Raw genomic sequence first — 17,858 nt, 5'->3', positions numbered from 1 at the left:
TCAAGGGCGCACGGGCCGGGCAGTGCCCGCCGTGCCCCGGGCGACGTCGCGCAGCGCGTCGAGCAGCCCCCGCAGTGCCGGCTGCCGCAGCGACGTCTCCCGGACCGCGGCGTGGACCGCCCGGACGGGCTCCGGGCCGCGCACCTTCCGTACGGCGACCCCGGGGTGGTGGTGCGCCAGCGCGGCCAGCGGCAGCAGGCTCACCCCCAGCCCGGCGGCCACGAACCCCTGCGCGGTGGCGTAGTCCTCGCTCTGCACCACGACGGCGGGGCTGAAGCCGGCCGCGGCGCACGCCCGGAGGATCAGCTCCAGGCACGAGCCGTCCGGGGACTCGCTGCCCACCCACGGCTCACCCGCGAGGTCGGTGAGATCGAGCACCCGCTTCGCGGCGAGGCGGTGGCCCTTGGGGAGGACCGCACGGTAGGGGTCGTCCCGCAGGTGCACCAGGCGCAGCCCCTCACGGCCCTGCCCGCGCGGCCGCACCACGATCGCGAGGTCCGCGCGGCCCTTCTCCACCTCCGGCAGCGGATCGCCGGGGTCGACCAGGCCGAGGTCGATCCGCACCCCGGGGTGCTCGCGGCGCAGCCGCGCGACGGCCGGGGCCACCAGGTCGGCACCCGCCGTCGGGAAGTAACGGACCGTCAGACTGCCGGTGCGGCCCGCGCGCAGATCGGCCAGCGCCGTCTCGGCCTCGGCCACCTCCCTGCCGATGCGGGCGGCGTACTCGGTGAGCAGCAGCCCGGCGGGCGTCGGCTGCACCCCGCGCCCCACCCGTTCGAGCAGCGGGACCCCGGCCTGCCTCTCCAGGACGGCGATCTGCTGGCTGACGGCCGAGGGTGTGTAACCGAGGTGAGTGGCGGCCGCGGTGACCGACCCGCTGGTCACCACCGCCCGGAGGACCTGCATGCGGCGCACGTCGAGCATGTAGCTCAGCTTAACGGTACGTGCGTGAACCTTCGCTTGTGCCACCAGGACGGGTGGGGGAGCGTCGTGGGGGACGGTGACGCGAGACGACGGGAGGCCGGCGTGCCCGGTGGCGGAGGCGGCGTGAGGGCGCTGCTGCGGATGGCGGTGCTGGCCCTGTTGTGGGGGTCGACCTTCCTGTGGATCAAGATCGCGCTGGAGGGACTGCCGCCCGCCTGGGTCACCTTCCTGCGCTGCGCCTGCGGCGCGGCCCTGCTGCTCGTGCTCTGCCGCCGCGCGGGCCTGCGCCTGCCGCGGGGGAGGCTCCTCTGGAGCCGTCTCACGGTGGCGGCCCTCCTCTGCAACGCGCTGCCGTTCCTCCTCTTCAGCGTCGGCGAGCAGAGCGTCGACTCCGGGGTGGCGGGCGTCCTCAACGCCACGACGCCGTTGTGGTCCCTGCTCATCGGTCTCGCCCTGGGCGCGGGACGACGCGCCGTTCGCGGACCCCGGCTCGGCGGCCTCCTCGCCGGGTTCGCGGGTGTCCTCCTGATCTTCGCCCCCTGGCACCGGTCGGGCCTCGCGAGCTGGGGCGCCCTGGCCCTGCTGGGTGCGGCTGCGAGCTACGCGTTCGCCTTCGCCTACATGGGGCGCAGGCTCATCCCCACGGGTGCGGGCGCACTCCCGCTCGCCGCGGGCCAGTTGACCGCCGCGACCGCGCTGAGCGTGCCGGCCCTGCTCGTCACCGGCACCACCGGGACCGCGGTGACCCTGCGCTCGACCGTCGCGGTGCTCGCCCTCGGCGTCCTGTGCACGGGCGTCACCTTCTACCTGACGGTGCGCATCATCGCCGACGAGGGTGCGACGGACGCGGCAACCGTCGGCTACCTCCTCCCCGTCGTGTCGGTGGGGCTCGGCGCGCTCGTCCTCGACGAGTCGGTGGGCGCCCGGGTGGTGGCCGGCATGCTGGTCGTCCTCATCGGGGTCGGGCTCACGCGGTCGCGGGGGCTGCGCCTACGCCCGTGGCGGCGGCATGCCGACGCCACGGGCGAGGGCGGTGACGACCGCGCAGGCGTGCCCGGCCAGACGCACGGCCGCCCAGTCGGCAGCGGCACGGAGGAACGCCGCCAGGTCCCGCTCGGCGTCCGCGATCCCGCGCCGCAGCACGTCGACGTCGACCTCGAACACCGGGCTGTCGTCCCGCCCCGCGTCGACGGTCAACCGGATGACGTCTCCGCGCCGTTCGGCGAGCGGTGAGGGGTCGTGGCCGAGCCACGCGTCGCCGGTGCCGTCGAGGACGCCGAGCCACTCGCGCCAGTCCTCCAGCCCGCTGCAGCAGCCCGGGCGTACCACCTCCAGGTCGCCGGCGGTGCCGGTCACCTGCAGTCCGCCCGGTGCCTGGACGTCCTCCCCGGTCAGCAGCCCCCGCAGGAAGTCCTCGACCGGGTCGCCGGGCCGGGCGGGCGGGGCGTCGTCGTCCCTCCGGGCATCGTTGTACGCGGCGATGGTCATCACGGCCGCGCCGACCTCGGGGGGTGCCAACGCGCCGTGGAGCGGCATGAAGGTGAACGGCTCCCGCTCGGCCACCGGCCAGAGGGCGAAGCCGTCCGCGGTCCCCAGTTCCAGCACGGGCTGCACGACGATCACCGCCCGAGTCTGCCCCGGCCCCCGACCGGGCCGCCTCCCGTTTTCCGGCGGGTGGGTCCGGCGCGCGTCGGGGCGGCCCGCGGGCGCTCGCCCCATGTGGTGGCCGATTCCGGGCGGCGGCCGGGACGCCGCGGTGGTGGTCGGCAGCCCGGTCCAGCGCATCCCGCCTGACTGCTGCCGTCGCGATCGCCGACCCTGGGGGGTACCGGGCGATGCGGGCCCACGGCGGCGGGTTCGGGCGCTGCGGGCGAGGCGTCCCGACGGCTGAGGCGACGGGTGAGGCCGGGTGTCGGCGGTGAGCCGTGTCGAACGGCGGGCATCGCGCCGCAGGTTGGGGCGGCTTGCGGGCGCTTGGCCGGCGCCGTGGCCGATGCGAGGCCACGCCGGTGGGGATCGTGCCGACCGGCTGCGGTGAGGGTGGGGCCGGGTGTCGGAGGTACGGCCGGCCGAACGGCCGCGCTCGCCCGAGGCCGTGGCCGGTGCCGGGACGGCACTGCCGGTGCGGGGCCGTGCGAACGTGCGGCAGCGACGGGTGACACCGTAGGTGAGCCGGGCCGGACGCAGCCTCGGCCGGCGCTCTCGGAAGCCCGGCCCGGTCACGCCACCCGCAGGGCCTCGATGGCGTCCTCGTCCCAGTCGATGCCGAGCCCCGGGGTCTCGGGCGGCACGACGTGGCCGTCGACGACCGTCAGGGGGGTGCGGGTGATGGCGTCGAGCTGCGGGATGTGCTCGACGTACATGCCCGGGGGCACCGCGCAGGCCAGGCTCGTGTGGAGTTCCATCAGGAAGTGCGGGGCCACCTGGACGTTGAAGGCCTCCGCGGTGTGCGCCGCCTTCAGCCACGGGGTGATCCCGCCGACGCGCGCCACGTCGACCTGGACGATGCCCGCCGCGCCCGCGGCCAGGTACTCGGCGAACCGGCCCACGCCGTAGAGCGACTCGCCGACCGCGACCGGGATCGAGGTCGAGGCGGCCAGCCGGACGTGCCCGGACAGGTCGTCCGCGGGTAGCGGTTCCTCGAACCAGGCGAGGTCGTACGGCTCGTACGCGCGCGCCCGGCGGATCGCCTCGGCGCCCGTCATCGACTGGTTCGCGTCCACCATGAGCACCCAGTCCGGCCCGACCGCGGCGCGGACCGCCGCCAGCCGTTCCACGTCCTCGCCCACGGTGGGCTTGCCGACCTTGACCTTCGCGCCGCGCAGCCCGCGCTCCTTCGCCCGCAGCGCGCCGGCGGCGAGTTCGTCGGGCGTCAGGTGCAGCCAGCCGCCCTCGGTGTCGTACAGCGGCAGCCGCTCGTGCGCGCCGCCCGCGAGCCGCCAGAGGGGTTCGCCGGCGCGCAGGCACCGCAGGTCCCACAGGGCGGTGTCGACCGCGGCCAGCGCCAGGGAGGTGATGGCCCCGACCGAGGTGGCCCGGGTGACCGACAGCAGCCGCTGCCACAGCGCCTCGACGGAGCGGGCGTCCGCGCCGGTGAGCAGCGGCACCAGGTGGTCGCGGAGCAGGGCGAGCACCGAACTGCCGCCCGTGCCGATGGTGTACGCGTACCCCGTGCCCGTGAGGCCGTCGTCCGTGGTGAGGGAGACCAGGACCGTCTCCTGGCGGACGAAGGTCTGCAGGGCGTCGGTGCGCAGCACCTCGGGTTCGAGGAAGACCATCCGGCACTCGGCCTTCGTGATCCGGCTCATGTCGGCGACCAGCCTTCCGGGGGAGGGGGGTTCACACAGGGGGAGGTCACTTCGCGGGGGCGAAGACCCGCTGCGCGGCGACGGCCGCGCCGCCGCGCGCCCACTCCTCGAAGGGCAGCGGACGCACGACGAGGTCGCAGTCGGCCGCGGCCCCGAAAGCGTGGTCGGCGAAGGTCTGCCGGATCTGGTCGGCGAACAGGTCGTACGAGGCCACGCCCTCGCCGGAGATGATGATGCGTTCCGGGCCGATGAGGTTGGCCACCGACGCCATCGCCAGACCCATCACGTGCCCGGCGCGGGAGAAGACCGCGCGGACGGCGGCGTTGTCGGTGTGCGCCAGCCGTACGGCCTCCTCCATCGTCAGCGCGGGGTCGCCGGTGGCCTGCCGGGCCTGCTCGGTGATGGCGTGCGTGGAGGCCACCGTCTCCACGCACCCGGTGTTGCCGCAGGTGCAGGTGCGGTCGGTGCCGCCGACGGGAAGGTGCCCCACCTCGCCGGACACCCCGTGGGCCCCCGACACCACCCGGCCGCCGATGGACAGCCCGCAGCCGATGCCCGCGCCCACCGTGACCAGGGCGAACGAGGACAGCCCCACCCCGGCGCCGAACCACTGCTCGGCGACGGTCAACGCGCGCACGTCGTTCTCGATCACCGTCGGGATGCCGGACGCCGACTCGACCAGCTGCGCGAGCGGCACACGGCGCCAGTCGAGGAACGGCGAATACTGCACGGTGCCGGTCTGCCCGTCCACGTCGCCGGAGATCGTGACGCCGACGCTGTGGACGGCGTCGTCCCCCTCCGCACCCGCGGCGGCGCGCAACTGCCCGATGAGCCGGGAGATCGCCAGCACCACGGTCCCCACGTCGCGGGAGTCCAGCGCGGCGCGCCGGGAGGCCAGCGGCCGGGCGGTCAGGTCGGTGAGCACGCCGATGAGTTCGTCGCCGGTCACCTTCACGCCGACGAACCGCGCGCGGTCGGCGCGGACGGCCATCGGCGTCGCGGGGCGGCCGCTGGCCCGCTCCCCAGCCGGCCTGCCGAGTTCGGTGATCCAGCCGTCCGCCAGCAGGGGAGTGGCGGCCTTGGTCACCGCGCCCGCCGACAGGCCCGTGCGCCGCCCGATCTCGGCCCGGGTGAGGGGGCCGTGGACGAGCAGGGTCTGGAAGACCAGGACGGCGGCGGGGGGCTGGTCGGCAAGACTCATGGCCGGACCATACCTTTCCAAGGGAAAGTAAGGAAGGGCCCACTCATCCCATCTTTGGGTGGGGAGGTTCGGATTCTGGTGAAGATTTTCCGGCGAAGACCGCAGCTTGGCGCTGCAGACATCGGATTTTTGTCGCCGAATATGTTGACGCTGGAAGGAAACCCTGGCTACATTCGCCGCACTCCTCGCCCGGAGCGGACGAAGCGCCCCCCGCCGAGGAGCGCGACCGGAGCCTCCCCCCGGTCGCAGCACGCCCGCCCTCGGTGGTGTTCCGGGACGACCGCCACCGAGGACGCTCCCTGCCTCCCGTACCCCCTGCCCACTCGAAGCGGACGCCGTCGCGCCGGGATGGAGTGCCCCCATGGCTCGTTCAGCTGTACTCGCACGTCTCAGATGGCCCGTGCCGCGTCGGCCCGGAGGCATGCGCAGGGCCGCCCTGCCCGCGCTCGCCGCCACCGCGCTCGCCACGGCCCTCGCCGTACCCGCCGCCGCGTCGCCCGCCGCGCCCGCGTCCTCCGCCTCCTCCGCGTCCCAGGCGGAGGCCGCCGGATCCCAGGCCGCCCCCGTGGTGGCCGCCAAGCCCTACATGGGGTGGAGCAGCTGGAGCCTGGAGTCGACCAACTTCCCCGGCTACGGCGGGTCCTGGCTCACCGAGCCCCATGTGCTGCAGCAGGCCGACATCCTGGCCTCCAAGCTGAAGCGGCACGGCTACGAGTACGTCAACGTCGACGCCGGCTGGAACGTCGGCAGCGAGACGAACAAGAGCCTCTCCGACGAGTACGGCCGCCCCGTCGCGGACCCCGTGAAGTTCCCGCACGGCATGAAGTGGCTCGGCGACCAACTGCACGCCAAGGGACTGAAGTTCGGGCTCTACCTGGCGGTGGGCCTGTACATCGACACGTACAACGACGGCAAGACGCCGATCCACGGCGCGCCGGGGTGCACGACCAAGGACATCGTCTACCCCGACCTGCGCAAGACCAGCGGCTGGGACAACGTCTCCTACCAGCTGAACTTCGCCAGCCCGTGCACCGAGAAGTACATCCAGTCCGTCGCCGACCAACTGGCGGGCTGGGGCGTGGACTTCCTGAAGATGGACGGTGTCGGGCCCGGCTCCAACCAGGGCGACGCGGCGCACGACAACGTGCCCGACGTCAAGACCTGGCACGCCGCGCTGCAGCGGACCGGCCGCCCCATCCAGTTCATCCTCTCCTGGTCGCTCAGCCACGACAAGGCCGACGTCTGGAAGGAGAACTCCAACGGCTGGCGCGTGGACACCGACGTCGAGTGCTACTGCGACACCCTCGTGACCTGGAACAACTCGGTCAAGCAGCGGTGGAACGACGTCGTCCCCTGGATCGACGACGCCGGGCCGGGGCACTGGAACAACCTCGACTCCCTCGACGTCGGCGCCGGCCCGCTCGACGGCCTCAACGAGGTCGAGCGGCAGAGCCACATGACGCTCTGGGCCATCGAGAGCGCCCCGCTCTACATCGGCGACGACCTCACCAAGCTCGACCCGTACGGTCTGTCGCTGCTCACCAACGACGAGGTCATCGCCGTCGACCAGGCCGGCAACCCGGCCAAGCCGCTCAGCCAGGACAGCCCGCAGCAGGTCTGGTACGCCCGCAACGCCGACGGCAGCTACACGGTGGCCCTGTTCAACCTCGGCAAGGGCTACTCCGACGTGACCGCCGACTGGAGCGAGCTGGGCATCAGCGGCAAGCCCGCCGTCCGTGACCTGTGGAGCCGCAAGAACCTCGGCAAGGTCGCCGACGGCTTCACCGACAACCTGCCGCCGCACGGTTCCCGGCTGCTGCGCGTCACCCCGGCGAACGTCACCGGAAAGCCCGGTGTCCCGCTCGGCGTGCGCGCCGCCGCGTCCACGGCCGGCAGCGTCTCGCTCACCTGGGACGCGGTGAACACCGGCACCGCCACCACCGGTTACGACGTGTACGCGGGCGCCGCCAAGGTCGCCACGGTGGACGGCACCTCCGCCACCGTCACCGGGCTGCAGGCCGCCACCGGGTACGCCTTCACCGTGGTCGCCCGCGACGGCCGCGGCCGTACGTCCGCGCCGAGCAACGCCGTCCCCCTCACCACCCCCGCGGCCGACGGGCCCACCTCCTACGAGGCCGAGGCGTCCGGCAACCCCCGCACCGGCAACGCGAGCGTCGGTGACTGCTCCCGGTGCTCCGGCGGCAAGAAGGTCGGCAACCTGGGCGGCGACGCCTCCGTGACGATCAAGGACGTGACGGCGCCGAAGGACGGCACCTACCTGATGGAGGTGGACTTCACCGACGGCTCGTCGGGGCGCACGGCCGTGGTCACCGTCAACGGCACCGCCTTCCAGCTCCCGTTGCACGGCGGCAACGACAACGACTGGGGCCGCCCGCGGTCGGTCACCGTGCCCGTCCACCTGAAGGCCGGGGCCAACACGATCGCCTTCGGCAACCCGTCCGACTACGTCTCCGACGTCGACCGGATCTCCGTCTGACCGACGGCCGGTCCGGCATCGGGCACCGTCCCATCCACCCGTCCGACCCGACGCACGCAAAGGAGAGTGCCGTGGTGGTCACATCGCAGGACAACCACACGACGCCGGTGGCACCACCGTCCGGCGCAGCCGGCGCGGGGGCCACCACGGCCTCTTCCACCCCCGGGACCCGCGGGCCGCTGAAGGCGCGCAAGCACACCGACGGCCGCAGGCCCGGGCGCGTGACCGCGACCCGGTCCGCGGCGGCCAGGCGGCGGGACCTGCCGGTCGCGCTGCTGCTGATCCTGCCCGCCGTGGTGGGGTTCACGATCTTCTACGCCTACCCGACCCTGCGCGGCATCTACCTCGGCTTCACAGAGTTCCACGTCCTCACACCGCCGCGCTGGGTGGGACTGGCCAACTTCCACGAGATGTTCGGCGACGGGGTCTTCTGGCACTCCCTCCTCGTCACCCTCTGGTTCGTGGTCCTGTCCGTCGTCTTCGGCACCCTGATCTCCCTGGTGACCGCGGTCGTGCTGCACCGCGTCACCGACTCCTCGATGCTGCGCGGCGTGATGCTGCTGCCCTTCCTCATCTCCAACGTCATCGCTGCCCTGGTGTGGCAGTGGATGCTCGACCCGCACCTCGGCGTCATCAACATCGTGCTCGACCACGTCATCGGCCACCCGGTCCTGTTCTTCGGCAGCGGTCCGTGGGCCATCCCCTCGCTCGCCGCCATCAGCGTCTGGAAGTGGATGGGCTACTACTCCCTGCTGATCTTCGCGGGGCTGCAGACCATCCCGTCCACCATCTACGAGGCCGGCCGGGTGGACGGCGCGAGCGAGTTCCAGATGTTCCGCCGGCTGACCGTGCCGCTGCTGCGGCCGATCCTCGTGATGGTGGTCGTCCTGACGGTGATCAACGCCTTCCAGGTCTTCGACATCGTCGCCGTCACGACCAGGGGCGGCCCCGCCAACGCCTCGAACGTGCTGCAGATGTACATCTACGACAAGGCCTTCCGCCAGTTCGACTTCGGCTACGCCGCGACCATGTCGCTGGCCCTGTTCGTCCTGCTCATCACGGTCACCTTCACCCAGCTCCGGCTCGCGCGGGCCGACGAATCCGACCTGAACTGAAGGAGGCCCCCGATGACGGTCACCCTGGCACCCCGTACGAAGACCGTGCGGCGCCCCCGTACCCGCAAGGCGACCCCCGGCCGGATCGTGGCCTGGGCCTACCTCGGCCTCGTGTCGCTGATCACCCTCTTCCCCTTCTACTGGATCGTGCGCACCGCGCTGTCCAACAACTACCGGCTGGCCACCGACCCCTCCTCGCCGCTGCCCGTCGGCTTCACCTTCGGCGCCTTCAAGCGGGCGCTGGGCCTGGCCTCCATCGCCGAGGCCCAGGCCCAGGGCGGCTCGGGCGCGTCCCTCGACATCGCGCTGTACCTGCGCAACTCGCTGATCTACGCGTCAGTGCAGACCGTGCTCATCGTGCTGTTCTCCTCCTGCGCGGCCTACGCCTTCTCCCGGCTGCACTGGCGCGGCCGCAACCTGGTGTTCGGCGTCCTCATCAGCGCGCTGATGGTGCCGAGCGTCTTCACGCTGCTGCCGAACTTCGTGTTCATCAAGGACGTCGGCCTCACCAACACCTTCGCCGGTCTCATCCTCCCCGGCGGGCTCTTCCAGGCGTTCACGGTGTTCTTCCTGCGGCAGTTCATGCTCGGCCTGAGCAGCGAGATCGAAGAGGCCGCGATCATCGACGGCGCGGGACCGCTGCGGATCCTCTACCGCATCATCCTGCCGATGTCGGCCGCGCCGATCGCCACCGTGTCGCTGCTGATGTTCGTCAACGCCTGGAACGACTACATGTGGCCGCTGCTGGTCACCAACGACGCCAGTGTGCAGCCGCTGACGCTCGCCCTCGGCGTCTTCAAGCAGTCCTCGCCGCAGGCCGCCCCCGACTGGGCCGGGTTGATGGCCGCCTCCCTGATCGCGGCGCTGCCGATGCTGCTGCTCTTCCTCGCCTTCGGCAAGCGGATCGTCAACTCCATCGGCTTCTCCGGGCTCAAGTGACCCCGCACGCGCACCAGGACGGCACCCCATGAACCCCACTGACCTGCTGCTCGGCTGGCCCGCGCCCGCGGCCGACTGGAACGAGGCCGCCCCGGTCGGCAACGGCCGGCTCGGCGCGATGGTCTTCGGCGGCACCCACCGTGCCCGGATCCAGATCAACGACTCCACCGTGTGGTCCGGCACCCCCGGCGGACCGGCGAAGGCGCTCGCCGACGTCGTCGCCGCCGGCGCCGGCCCGCGGCGGCTCGCGGAGGTCCGCGACGCGCTCCGCGCCGGCGACCCGCACCGCGCCGAGGAACTCCTGATGGCCTTCGAGGGCCCGTACAGCCAGGAGTACCTGCCCTACGCCGACCTGTGGCTGACGGTGTCCGGGGCGCAGGACGCCACGTACCGGGGCCGCACCCTCAACCTCGACAGCGGGATCGCCGAGGACGCCTTCGACCTGTCCTGCGGGATCTCGGTCCGCCGCCGGACCTGGGCCGCCGCCGCCGACGGGACCCTGTGCACCGACCTGGCCGCGCGGGGCGGCACCGTGGACCTGCGCCTGGAACTCACCACCCCCCTCCGGGAGGTGCACCGCACCGCCGGCCCCGAAGGGGTCGTCCTCGGCGTGGAGATCCCCGTCGACGGGGCACCCGCCCACGAACCGGACGTACCGGAGCCGCTGCGGTACGCGGACGGCCCCGTCGACGGCTACGACCCCTTCGGCGCGATCGCCCTGCGGGTGGCCACCGACGGGGAGGTCACCGCCGACGGCGCAGCCCTCCGCGTCACCGGCGCCACCCGGCTCCTCGCGGTGGTGGCGAGCTCCACCGGGGCGCTGCGTCACTGGCGGGGCCTCGACGCCCCCGCCGACCGCGCCGCCCACCTCGGCTCCGCCGCGGACAGCGCCGCCCGGGCCGCCGAACGCGGCACCGAGGACCTGCTCAAGGCCCACGAGAGCGACCTGCGCGCACTCCTCGGCGGCACCTCGCTGCGCATCGGACCGCGCCGCTCGGGCACCTACGACGTTGCCCGCGACATCCTCTCCGGCGACGACGAACTCCTCACCGCGACCGTGCTGTTCCAGCTCGGCCGCTACCTCCTGGCCTCCGCCTCCCGGCCGCACGCCGGCCCGCCCGCCAACCTCCAGGGCATCTGGAACGCCGACCTTCGCCCGGCCTGGTCGTCGAACTACACCATCAACATCAACACCCAGATGAACTACTGGGGCGCGGAGGCCGCCGGCCTCGGCCCCTGCCACGAGCCGCTGTTCGACCTCCTGGACCGCGTCGCCGGACACGGCCGGGACGTCGCCGAGCAGCTGTACGGCGCCCGCGGCTGGGTCGCCCACCACAACACCGACATGTGGGGCTGGGCCCTGCCCGTCGGCAGGGGCCACGGCGCCGCGTCCTGGGCGATCTGGCAGATGGGCGGCGCCTGGCTGGCCCAGCACCTGTGGGACCACTGGGAGTTCACCCAGGACACCGCCTTCCTGCGCGAACGCGCCTGGCCGCTGCTCAGCGGCTGCGCCGAGTTCCTGCTCGACTGGCTGGTGGACGACGGCACCGGCCGGCTGGACACCCTCCCCTCCACCTCGCCCGAGAACCACTACCTCACCCCCGACGGCTCCATGGCCTCGCTCACCCGCTCCTCCGCGATGGACATGGCCCTCACCCGGGCCGTCCTCGAGCGCACCGCGCGCACCGCCGCGCTCCTCGGCATCGACACCCCGCTGGACGGCCGCATCGCCGACGCGCTGCCGAAGCTGCACCCGCCGCGGACCGCCGCGGGCGGCTGGCTGCAGGAGTGGGCCGACGACCTCCCCGAACAGGACCCCCGGCACCGCCACCTGTCCCAGATGGTCACCGTTCACCCGCTCGGCCAGGTCGACCCGGACCGCACCCCGGAACTCGCCGCCGCCGCGACGGCCCTGCTGGACCGCCGCGGACCCGGCGCGATGGGCTGGTCCTGGGCGTGGAAGATCGCCCTGCGCGCCCGGCTGCGCGACGCCGCCACGGCCCGCTCGCTCCTCCTGGAGGCGACCCGCCCGTTCGACGGCGACCCGGACACCGACGCGCCCGTCGACGGCTCGGAGTGGGGCGGCCTGCTCCCCAACCTCTTCTCCACCCACCCGCCGTTCCAGATCGACGGCACCTACGGCTTCATGGCCGCGCTCACCGAGATGGTGCTGCAGAGCCACGACGGCACCGTCCACCTGCTCCCCGCGCTCCCGGCGCAGTGGCCCGACGGCGAGGCCGCCGACCTGCGCTGCCGCGGCGGCCTGGCCGCCGACTTCGCCTGGCGCGACGGCGCCCTCACCTCCGTGACGCTGCGCCGGCACGCCGGGGACGACGCCGAACCGGTGACGGTCCGCCACCGCGACCGCGCCGTCCGGGTGCACGTCGCCACCGGCACCGCCGTCACCCTCGACGCCGACCTCACCCCGTGCGGGGAGGCCCGGCCGTGCTGACCGAGAACGACGTCCCCGAGCTGTGGGCCTACCGCAGCAGCTACCGCGAGCCCGCCGACTTCGACGCCTTCTGGAAGGACACCCTGGACGCCGCCCGCGTCCACGAGCCCCGGCTGGAGCTCACCCCGGTCGAGACCGACCTGGAGACCGTGGACGTCTACGACGCGGTGTTCCCCGGCTTCGGGGGCCACCCGGTGCATGGCTGGCTGCGGCTGCCGCGCCACCGCAGCGGCGCCCTGCCCGCGGTCGTGCAGTTCCACGGCTACGGCAGCGGACGCGGCGCCCCCGTCGAGGACCTGCTGTGGGCCTCCGCGGGGTACGCCCACCTGCTGGTGGACACCCGCGGCCAGGGCGGTGCCTGGGCGGGCGGCGGCGCCACCGGCGACCCGGTCGGCAGCGGCCCCTCGCACCCCGGGTTCCTCACCCGCGGCATCGAGGACAAGGACACCTACGTCTACCGCCGCGTCTTCACCGACGCCGTCCGCGCCGTGGAGGCCCTGCGCACCTTGCCGCACGCCGACCCCGACCGCGTCGCGGTGACCGGACCCAGCCAGGGCGGCGGCATCGCCCTGGCGGTCGCGGGACTCGTACCCGGACTGCGCGCCGCGCACTTCCAGGCGCCGTTCCTGTGCGACGTCCGGCAGGCCACCCGGCTCACCGGCGAGCAGCCGTACGCGGAGCTCATCGGCTACCTCGGCGCCCGCCGGGACCGGGTCGAGCAGACCTTCCGGACCCTCGGCTACTTCGACGGCCTCGCCTTCGCCCGCCGTGCCACCGCGCCCGCCTGGTTCTCCGCCGGACTGCGCGACGAGGTGTGCCCGCCGGCCACCACCCTCGCCGCCTACCACCTCTACGGCGGGCCCCGGCAGATGCGGCTGTGGGAGTTCAACGGCCACGACGCCGGCGGCCCCGAGGACCTGGTCCTCGCCCTGAGCGCGTTCCGCGCACTCCTCAAGACGTCGTCCCACCACCCTCACCAGGAACCGTCCCGAAAGAAGGAATCATGAGAATTCGCAGAGTCGTCGCGCTCGGGGCCACGCTCACCCTCGCCGCGGTGCTGTCCGCCTGCTCCTCCGGCTCGGACTCCGCGGGCGGCGGTTCGCAGACCGTCAACTGGTGGACCTGGGACGACAAGCAGGCGGCCGCGTACAAGACCTGCGCCGCGGACTTCGAGAAGGCCAACCCCGGCACGACCGTCAAGATCTCGCAGTACAACGTCGACGACTACTTCACCAAGCTGACCGCCGGCTTCGTCGCGGGCAACGCCCCCGACGCCTTCCAGAACAGCGTCCAGTTCTTCCAGGCCTACGCAGGCCAGCACCAGCTGCTGGCGATGGACGACTTCATCGCCAAGGACAAGTTCGACCTGTCCCGCTTCTCCGTCGGGGTGAACGCCTGGAAGTTCACCGACGGCAAGCAGTACGCGCTGCCGCTGGACTGGGCCGCGGCCGGCCTCTACTACGACCAGGACGCCCTGGCCAAGGCCGGCTACAGCAAGAGCGACGTCGACTCCGTGACGTGGAACCCCGACGACGGCGGCGAGTTCGGCAAGATGATCGCCCACCTCACCGTCGACGAGAAGGGGCGCCGCGGCGACCAGCCCGGTTTCGACAAGACCCACGTCAAGACCTTTGGCTTCGGCCAGATCGCGGCCAAGGACTTCATCGGCCAGACCTCCTGGAGCCCGTTCGCCTCCAGCACCGGGTGGCGGCTCGGCGACAAGGAGAGCTGGCCCACGGTCTTCAACTACGGCGACCCGCGCCTGGTGAAGACGCTCAACTGGGCGCGCTCCCTTACGGAGAAGGGGTACGCGCCGAAGATCGGCGAGTTCACCTCCAGCGTCAGTGACGTCGACCTGCTCTCCTCCCACAAGGTGGCGATGGAGATGGGCGGTTCCTGGTCCGCCTCCACCTTCGCCAAGATCCCGGGCGTCAAGACCGGCGTCGCGGCGCCCCCGTACGGCCCCGACGGCAAGACCCGCGCGGTGATGAGCAACTCCAACGGCAACAACATCTGGGCGGGCACCAAGAACCCCGAGCTGGCCTGGAAGTGGGTGTCCTACATGGGCTCCGAGGACTGCCAGTCCAAGGCCGCCCGCACCGGCACGTTCTTCCCGTCCATCCCCGCCTCCATGGACGCCGCGACGAAGGCCCTGGCCGGTGACGGCGTCGACCTGTCGGTCTTCACCAGCATGCTGAAGGACAAGGTCCTCTACCCGTCCCCGGTCTACGGCAACGGCGCCGCGGTGCAGGACGCCCTGAACCCGCTCTTCGAGGCCTACTTCGCCGGGCAGAAGGACGACTCCGTCTTCGCGGACATGCAGGACCAGAGCAAGACCCTCCTCGCGAAGAACTGAGCCACCGGCAGCGAACCGAGCCCCCGCCGCCGGACGGCCCCGACCCCGGGGCCGTCCGGCGGCGGGGCACACCGAAAGGACTCCCCCCTCATGGCAGACACCACCGCGCGGATCGTCCCGCTGCGCGCGGCCGGCACCGCGTTCGTCGTCGAACTCACCGAGCCGGTGCCCAGGGTCCTCCACTGGGGGGCCGACCTCGGCCCGCTGTCCTCCGACGACCTTGCCGCCCTCAGCCTGACCGCCGAGCCCGCCGTGCTCAACAACTCCCCCGACACCCCACGCCGTTTCACCGTCTGGCCCACCGAGGCGGACGGCTGGGCCGGCACCCCCGCGCACCACGGGCACCTCGACGGCGGTGCCGCCGCCCCCCGCCTGACCACGACGGGCACCGCCGTCCGCCAGGACGCCGAGGGCGGCGAACTGGCCGTCTCCCTCACCGACGCGGTGGCGGGGCTCGACATCACGATCACCTACCGGCTGGAGCCCTCCGGAGTGCTCGCCGTCCACAGCGAGATCACCCGGCAGCGGACGGCGGACCCGGCCCCGTACGACCTCGCGCAGGTCACCGCGCTGCTCCCGCTGCCCCGCCGGGCGGCCGAGATCCTCGACTTCACCGGCAAGTGGAGCCGCGAACGCTCCCCGCAGCGCCGCCCCCTCGCCCACGGCACCTACGCCCGTGAGGTCCGGCGCGGCAAGCCCGGCCTGGACTCGCCCTACCTCGTGGCCGTCGGCGTGCCCGGTTTCGGCTTCCGCGAGGGCGAGGTGTGGGGCCTGCACGTCGCGTGGAGCGGCGACCAGCGCTACCTCGTCGAGCAACTGCCCGAGGGCGCCGGCGTCCACGCCGCCGTGCTCGGCGGCGGCGAACTGCTGCGCGCCGGCGAGGTCCGGCTCGCACCCGGCGACACCCACCGCACGCCCGTCTGCCACTACGCCTGGTCCGGCACCGGGCTCGACGGCCTCGCCGACCGCTTCCACACCCTGCTCCGGGACCGCCCGGGTCACCCGCGCCGCCCGCGCCCGGTCATCCTCAACAGCTGGGAGGCGGTCTACTTCGACCACGACCCGGAACGCCTCCTGCGGCTCGCCGACCGCGCGGCCGAGGTCGGCGTGGAGCGCTTCGTGCTGGACGACGGCTGGTTCCGCGGCCGCCGCTCCGACCGCGCGGGGCTCGGCGACTGGACGGTCGACCGGGAGGTGTGGCCCGCCGGGCTGGCGCCGCTCGCCGACCACGTGCGCTCCCTGGGCATGGAGTTCGGCCTGTGGGTCGAACCCGAGATGGTCAACCTCGACTCGGACCTGGCCCGCGAGCACCCCGACTGGGTCCTCGCCCCCGCGCGCGGCGCCGGCCCACCGGCCCGCCACCAGCACGTCCTCGACCTCTCCCACCCCGGCGTCGTCACCCACCTGCTGGGAGCGCTGGACGCCCTGATCGGGGAGTACGGCATCGCCTACCTCAAGTGGGACCACAACCGCGAGGTGCACGAGGCGGTGAGCGGCCCGGCCGACCGCCCGGTGGCACACGCCCAGGTCGAGGCGCTCTACCGACTGCTGGACACCCTCAGGCAGCGCCACCCGGCCCTGGAGATCGAGAGCTGCGCCAGCGGCGGCGGCCGCGTCGACCTGGGCATCCTCGCCAGGACCGACCGGGTGTGGGCCTCCGACTGCAACGACCCCGTGGAACGGCAGTCCATCCAGCGCTGGACGGGCCAACTGCTGCCCCCCGAACTGGTCGGCGCCCACGTGGGCCCCACCCCCAGCCACACCACCGCACGCGTCGGCTCCGACACCTTCCGCCTGGCCACCGCGCTCTTCGGCCACCCCGGCATCGAACAGGACATCACCCGCTGCACCCCGGAGGAACGGGCCCGGCTCACCGCGTGGACGGCCCTGTACCGGGAACTGCGCCCGCTGCTGCACGGAGGGCGCACCGTCCGCGCCGACCTCCAGGGGGACGCGACGCTGCTGCACGGCGTCGTCGCCCACGACGCCACGGCCGCGCTCTACTGCTGGGCCCGCGTGGCGACCACCCCCGAGGGCCAGTCCGGCCGGGTGCCGCTGCCCGGCCTCGCCCCCGCCCTCCGCTACCGCGTGCGCGTCCGCACCGACATCGGCCTGCCGTCCTTCCACCAGACAAGCGGCCCGGCCTGGCTCACCGAGGCGATCGACGACCGCCTCACCCTCCCCGGCACGCTGCTCACCGCCGCCGGACTGCCGATGCCGCAACTCAACCCCGAGCAGGCCCTCCTGATCGAGGTACGGCAGGCCGACTGAGCGGCCGGCTCCGAGGCCCGGCCTACAGCGTTCCGGCGTCGGGCCAGTGGGACCAGGGGCCGGCCGAGGCGGCGACGCGCCGCCGCGCCGGTCCCCCTACTCCTCCTCGGGGTCCCCGGGGGCCGTGGCCTGACGGCCGAGCCAGTACAGGGCCGTGTCCACGTCGCGGGCGGTCCAGCCGTCCGCGTCGGGGCCGGAGCGGACGAGGAGGTCGTCGAGGAGGTCCATGTAGCGGCCGTAACGGCCCGGCGCCGGCGTCAGCTGGTAGCCCAGCTGCTCCAGGCCGAACTGCGCGCGGCGGTCGTAGACGGCCATCCGGTCCGGCGCGGCGGCCGTGAGCAGCGCCGAGGCCAGCGCGTCGCCGTGGCGGCAGCCGGGCAGGCCGAGCAGGGCCTTGCGGCCGCGGCGGGCGGCCGCGCCGCGCGGGGCGTCCTGGTCGCGGACCGCGTGCACGGCCTCGGCGGTGACGGCCCGGACCTCCGCGTCGCGCAGGTTCATCAGCTCGACCGCCCACGCGGTGCTCGCCGGCAGCCGCTTCCACACCACCAGCGCGGCGATGTCGGTCTTGCCCAGGCTGCCGGTGTCCCGGGCGCGTTCCGTGACCTCCGTCAGCACCTCGTCGTACGCGGCCGGGACCGCGGCGCGGTACGCCTCGCGGGCGGTGGACAGGGTGGACCAGACCCCGTCGGGGAGCGGGGTGAGGGCGGCGGTCGCGGATGCGTTCATGGACCGATGGTGACCCGACTCGGCCCGCTCCGCGTGCACTTGGCCGCTTGTGATCGGTTCGGTGCGATG

General features: G+C 73.4%; 12 protein-coding genes and 1 pseudogene. 8 read left to right on the top strand and 5 right to left on the bottom strand.

Translation table 11 applies throughout. The annotated features are described in order from the left end of the window. The gene (locus tag ABZ312_RS32480) at positions 1-924 is read right to left on the bottom strand and encodes a LysR family transcriptional regulator (protein WP_500324560.1); all 924 of its coding nucleotides are present in this window, start codon (positions 922-924) and stop codon (positions 1-3) included. Between the two features lie 141 nt (positions 925-1,065). Here ABZ312_RS32480 and ABZ312_RS32475 point away from each other — a divergent pair. Further along, a pseudogene (locus tag ABZ312_RS32475) lies at positions 1,066-1,884 on the top strand (DMT family transporter); the annotation flags it as partial. 30 nt (positions 1,885-1,914) lie between these two features. Here the strand turns inward: ABZ312_RS32475 and ABZ312_RS32470 are convergent. The 3 genes from ABZ312_RS32470 to ABZ312_RS32460 form a co-directional block, all read right to left on the bottom strand. After that, positions 1,915-2,547: a hypothetical protein gene (locus ABZ312_RS32470; protein ID WP_500360327.1), complete on the bottom strand. Its 633-nt coding sequence runs from the start codon at positions 2,545-2,547 to the stop codon at positions 1,915-1,917. A gap of 596 nt (positions 2,548-3,143) precedes the next feature. Beyond that, positions 3,144-4,232: a mandelate racemase/muconate lactonizing enzyme family protein gene (locus ABZ312_RS32465; RefSeq protein ID WP_500324563.1), complete on the bottom strand. Its 1,089-nt coding sequence runs from the start codon at positions 4,230-4,232 to the stop codon at positions 3,144-3,146. A 46-nt stretch (positions 4,233-4,278) separates the two neighbouring features. Next, on the bottom strand, positions 4,279-5,433 hold the full coding sequence (locus ABZ312_RS32460; protein ID WP_500324565.1) for an ROK family protein: 1,155 nt from the start codon (positions 5,431-5,433) through the stop codon (positions 4,279-4,281). 421 nt (positions 5,434-5,854) lie between these two features. Between ABZ312_RS32460 and ABZ312_RS32455 the strand changes: the two genes are divergently transcribed. The 7 genes from ABZ312_RS32455 to ABZ312_RS32425 all read left to right on the top strand — a co-directional run bounded on the left by ABZ312_RS32455 (position 5,855) and on the right by ABZ312_RS32425 (position 17,063). After that, positions 5,855-7,930: an alpha-galactosidase D gene (locus ABZ312_RS32455; protein WP_500324905.1), complete on the top strand. Its 2,076-nt coding sequence runs from the start codon at positions 5,855-5,857 to the stop codon at positions 7,928-7,930. Between the two features lie 71 nt (positions 7,931-8,001). Continuing rightward, positions 8,002-9,045 (top strand): carbohydrate ABC transporter permease, encoded by a 1,044-nt coding sequence (locus ABZ312_RS32450; protein ID WP_500439310.1) that lies wholly within the window; start codon positions 8,002-8,004, stop codon positions 9,043-9,045. Between the two features lie 12 nt (positions 9,046-9,057). Continuing rightward, on the top strand, positions 9,058-9,984 hold the full coding sequence (locus ABZ312_RS32445; protein WP_500324569.1) for a carbohydrate ABC transporter permease: 927 nt from the start codon (positions 9,058-9,060) through the stop codon (positions 9,982-9,984). Between the two features lie 28 nt (positions 9,985-10,012). Further along, a complete protein-coding gene (locus ABZ312_RS32440) occupies positions 10,013-12,436 on the top strand; it encodes a glycosyl hydrolase family 95 catalytic domain-containing protein (RefSeq protein WP_500439309.1) in 2,424 nt (807 codons plus the stop codon). Continuing rightward, positions 12,430-13,443: an acetylxylan esterase gene (locus tag ABZ312_RS32435; protein ID WP_500324573.1), complete on the top strand. Its 1,014-nt coding sequence runs from the start codon at positions 12,430-12,432 to the stop codon at positions 13,441-13,443. The genes ABZ312_RS32440 and ABZ312_RS32435 overlap by 7 nt, the downstream gene beginning before the upstream one ends. Continuing rightward, the gene (locus ABZ312_RS32430) at positions 13,440-14,792 is read left to right on the top strand and encodes an ABC transporter substrate-binding protein (RefSeq protein WP_500324575.1); all 1,353 of its coding nucleotides are present in this window, start codon (positions 13,440-13,442) and stop codon (positions 14,790-14,792) included. Before ABZ312_RS32435 ends, ABZ312_RS32430 begins: the two co-directional genes overlap by 4 nt. 90 nt (positions 14,793-14,882) lie before the next feature. Continuing rightward, a complete protein-coding gene (locus ABZ312_RS32425; protein ID WP_500439308.1) occupies positions 14,883-17,063 on the top strand; it encodes an alpha-galactosidase in 2,181 nt (726 codons plus the stop codon). Positions 17,064-17,159: 96 nt separating this feature from the next. Here the strand turns inward: ABZ312_RS32425 and ABZ312_RS32420 are convergent, their stop codons facing one another. Next, positions 17,160-17,789, bottom strand: coding sequence for a hypothetical protein (locus ABZ312_RS32420; protein ID WP_500439307.1), 630 nt, complete (start codon positions 17,787-17,789; stop codon positions 17,160-17,162). Between the last annotated feature and the right edge of the window lie 69 nt (positions 17,790-17,858).

Origin of the sequence: Streptomyces sp. NPDC006207 (assembly GCF_040613835.1) — a bacterium.
Classification (GTDB): Bacteria; Actinomycetota; Actinomycetes; order Streptomycetales; family Streptomycetaceae; genus Actinacidiphila.
This window is presented reverse-complemented; position numbering and strand designations above follow the sequence as displayed.

Coding starts and splice junctions, on each gene's coding strand:
- ABZ312_RS32460 (WP_500324565.1), bottom strand. CDS start 5,433: ATGAGTCTTGCCGACCAGCCCCCCGCCGCCGTCCTGGTCTTCCAGACC.
- ABZ312_RS32445 (WP_500324569.1), top strand. CDS start 9,058: ATGACGGTCACCCTGGCACCCCGTACGAAGACCGTGCGGCGCCCCCGT.
- ABZ312_RS32455 (WP_500324905.1), top strand. CDS start 5,855: ATGCGCAGGGCCGCCCTGCCCGCGCTCGCCGCCACCGCGCTCGCCACG.
- ABZ312_RS32440 (WP_500439309.1), top strand. CDS start 10,013: ATGAACCCCACTGACCTGCTGCTCGGCTGGCCCGCGCCCGCGGCCGAC.
- ABZ312_RS32430 (WP_500324575.1), top strand. CDS start 13,440: ATGAGAATTCGCAGAGTCGTCGCGCTCGGGGCCACGCTCACCCTCGCC.
- ABZ312_RS32420 (WP_500439307.1), bottom strand. CDS start 17,789: ATGAACGCATCCGCGACCGCCGCCCTCACCCCGCTCCCCGACGGGGTC.
- ABZ312_RS32480 (WP_500324560.1), bottom strand. CDS start 924: ATGCTCGACGTGCGCCGCATGCAGGTCCTCCGGGCGGTGGTGACCAGC.
- ABZ312_RS32425 (WP_500439308.1), top strand. CDS start 14,883: ATGGCAGACACCACCGCGCGGATCGTCCCGCTGCGCGCGGCCGGCACC.
- ABZ312_RS32465 (WP_500324563.1), bottom strand. CDS start 4,232: ATGAGCCGGATCACGAAGGCCGAGTGCCGGATGGTCTTCCTCGAACCC.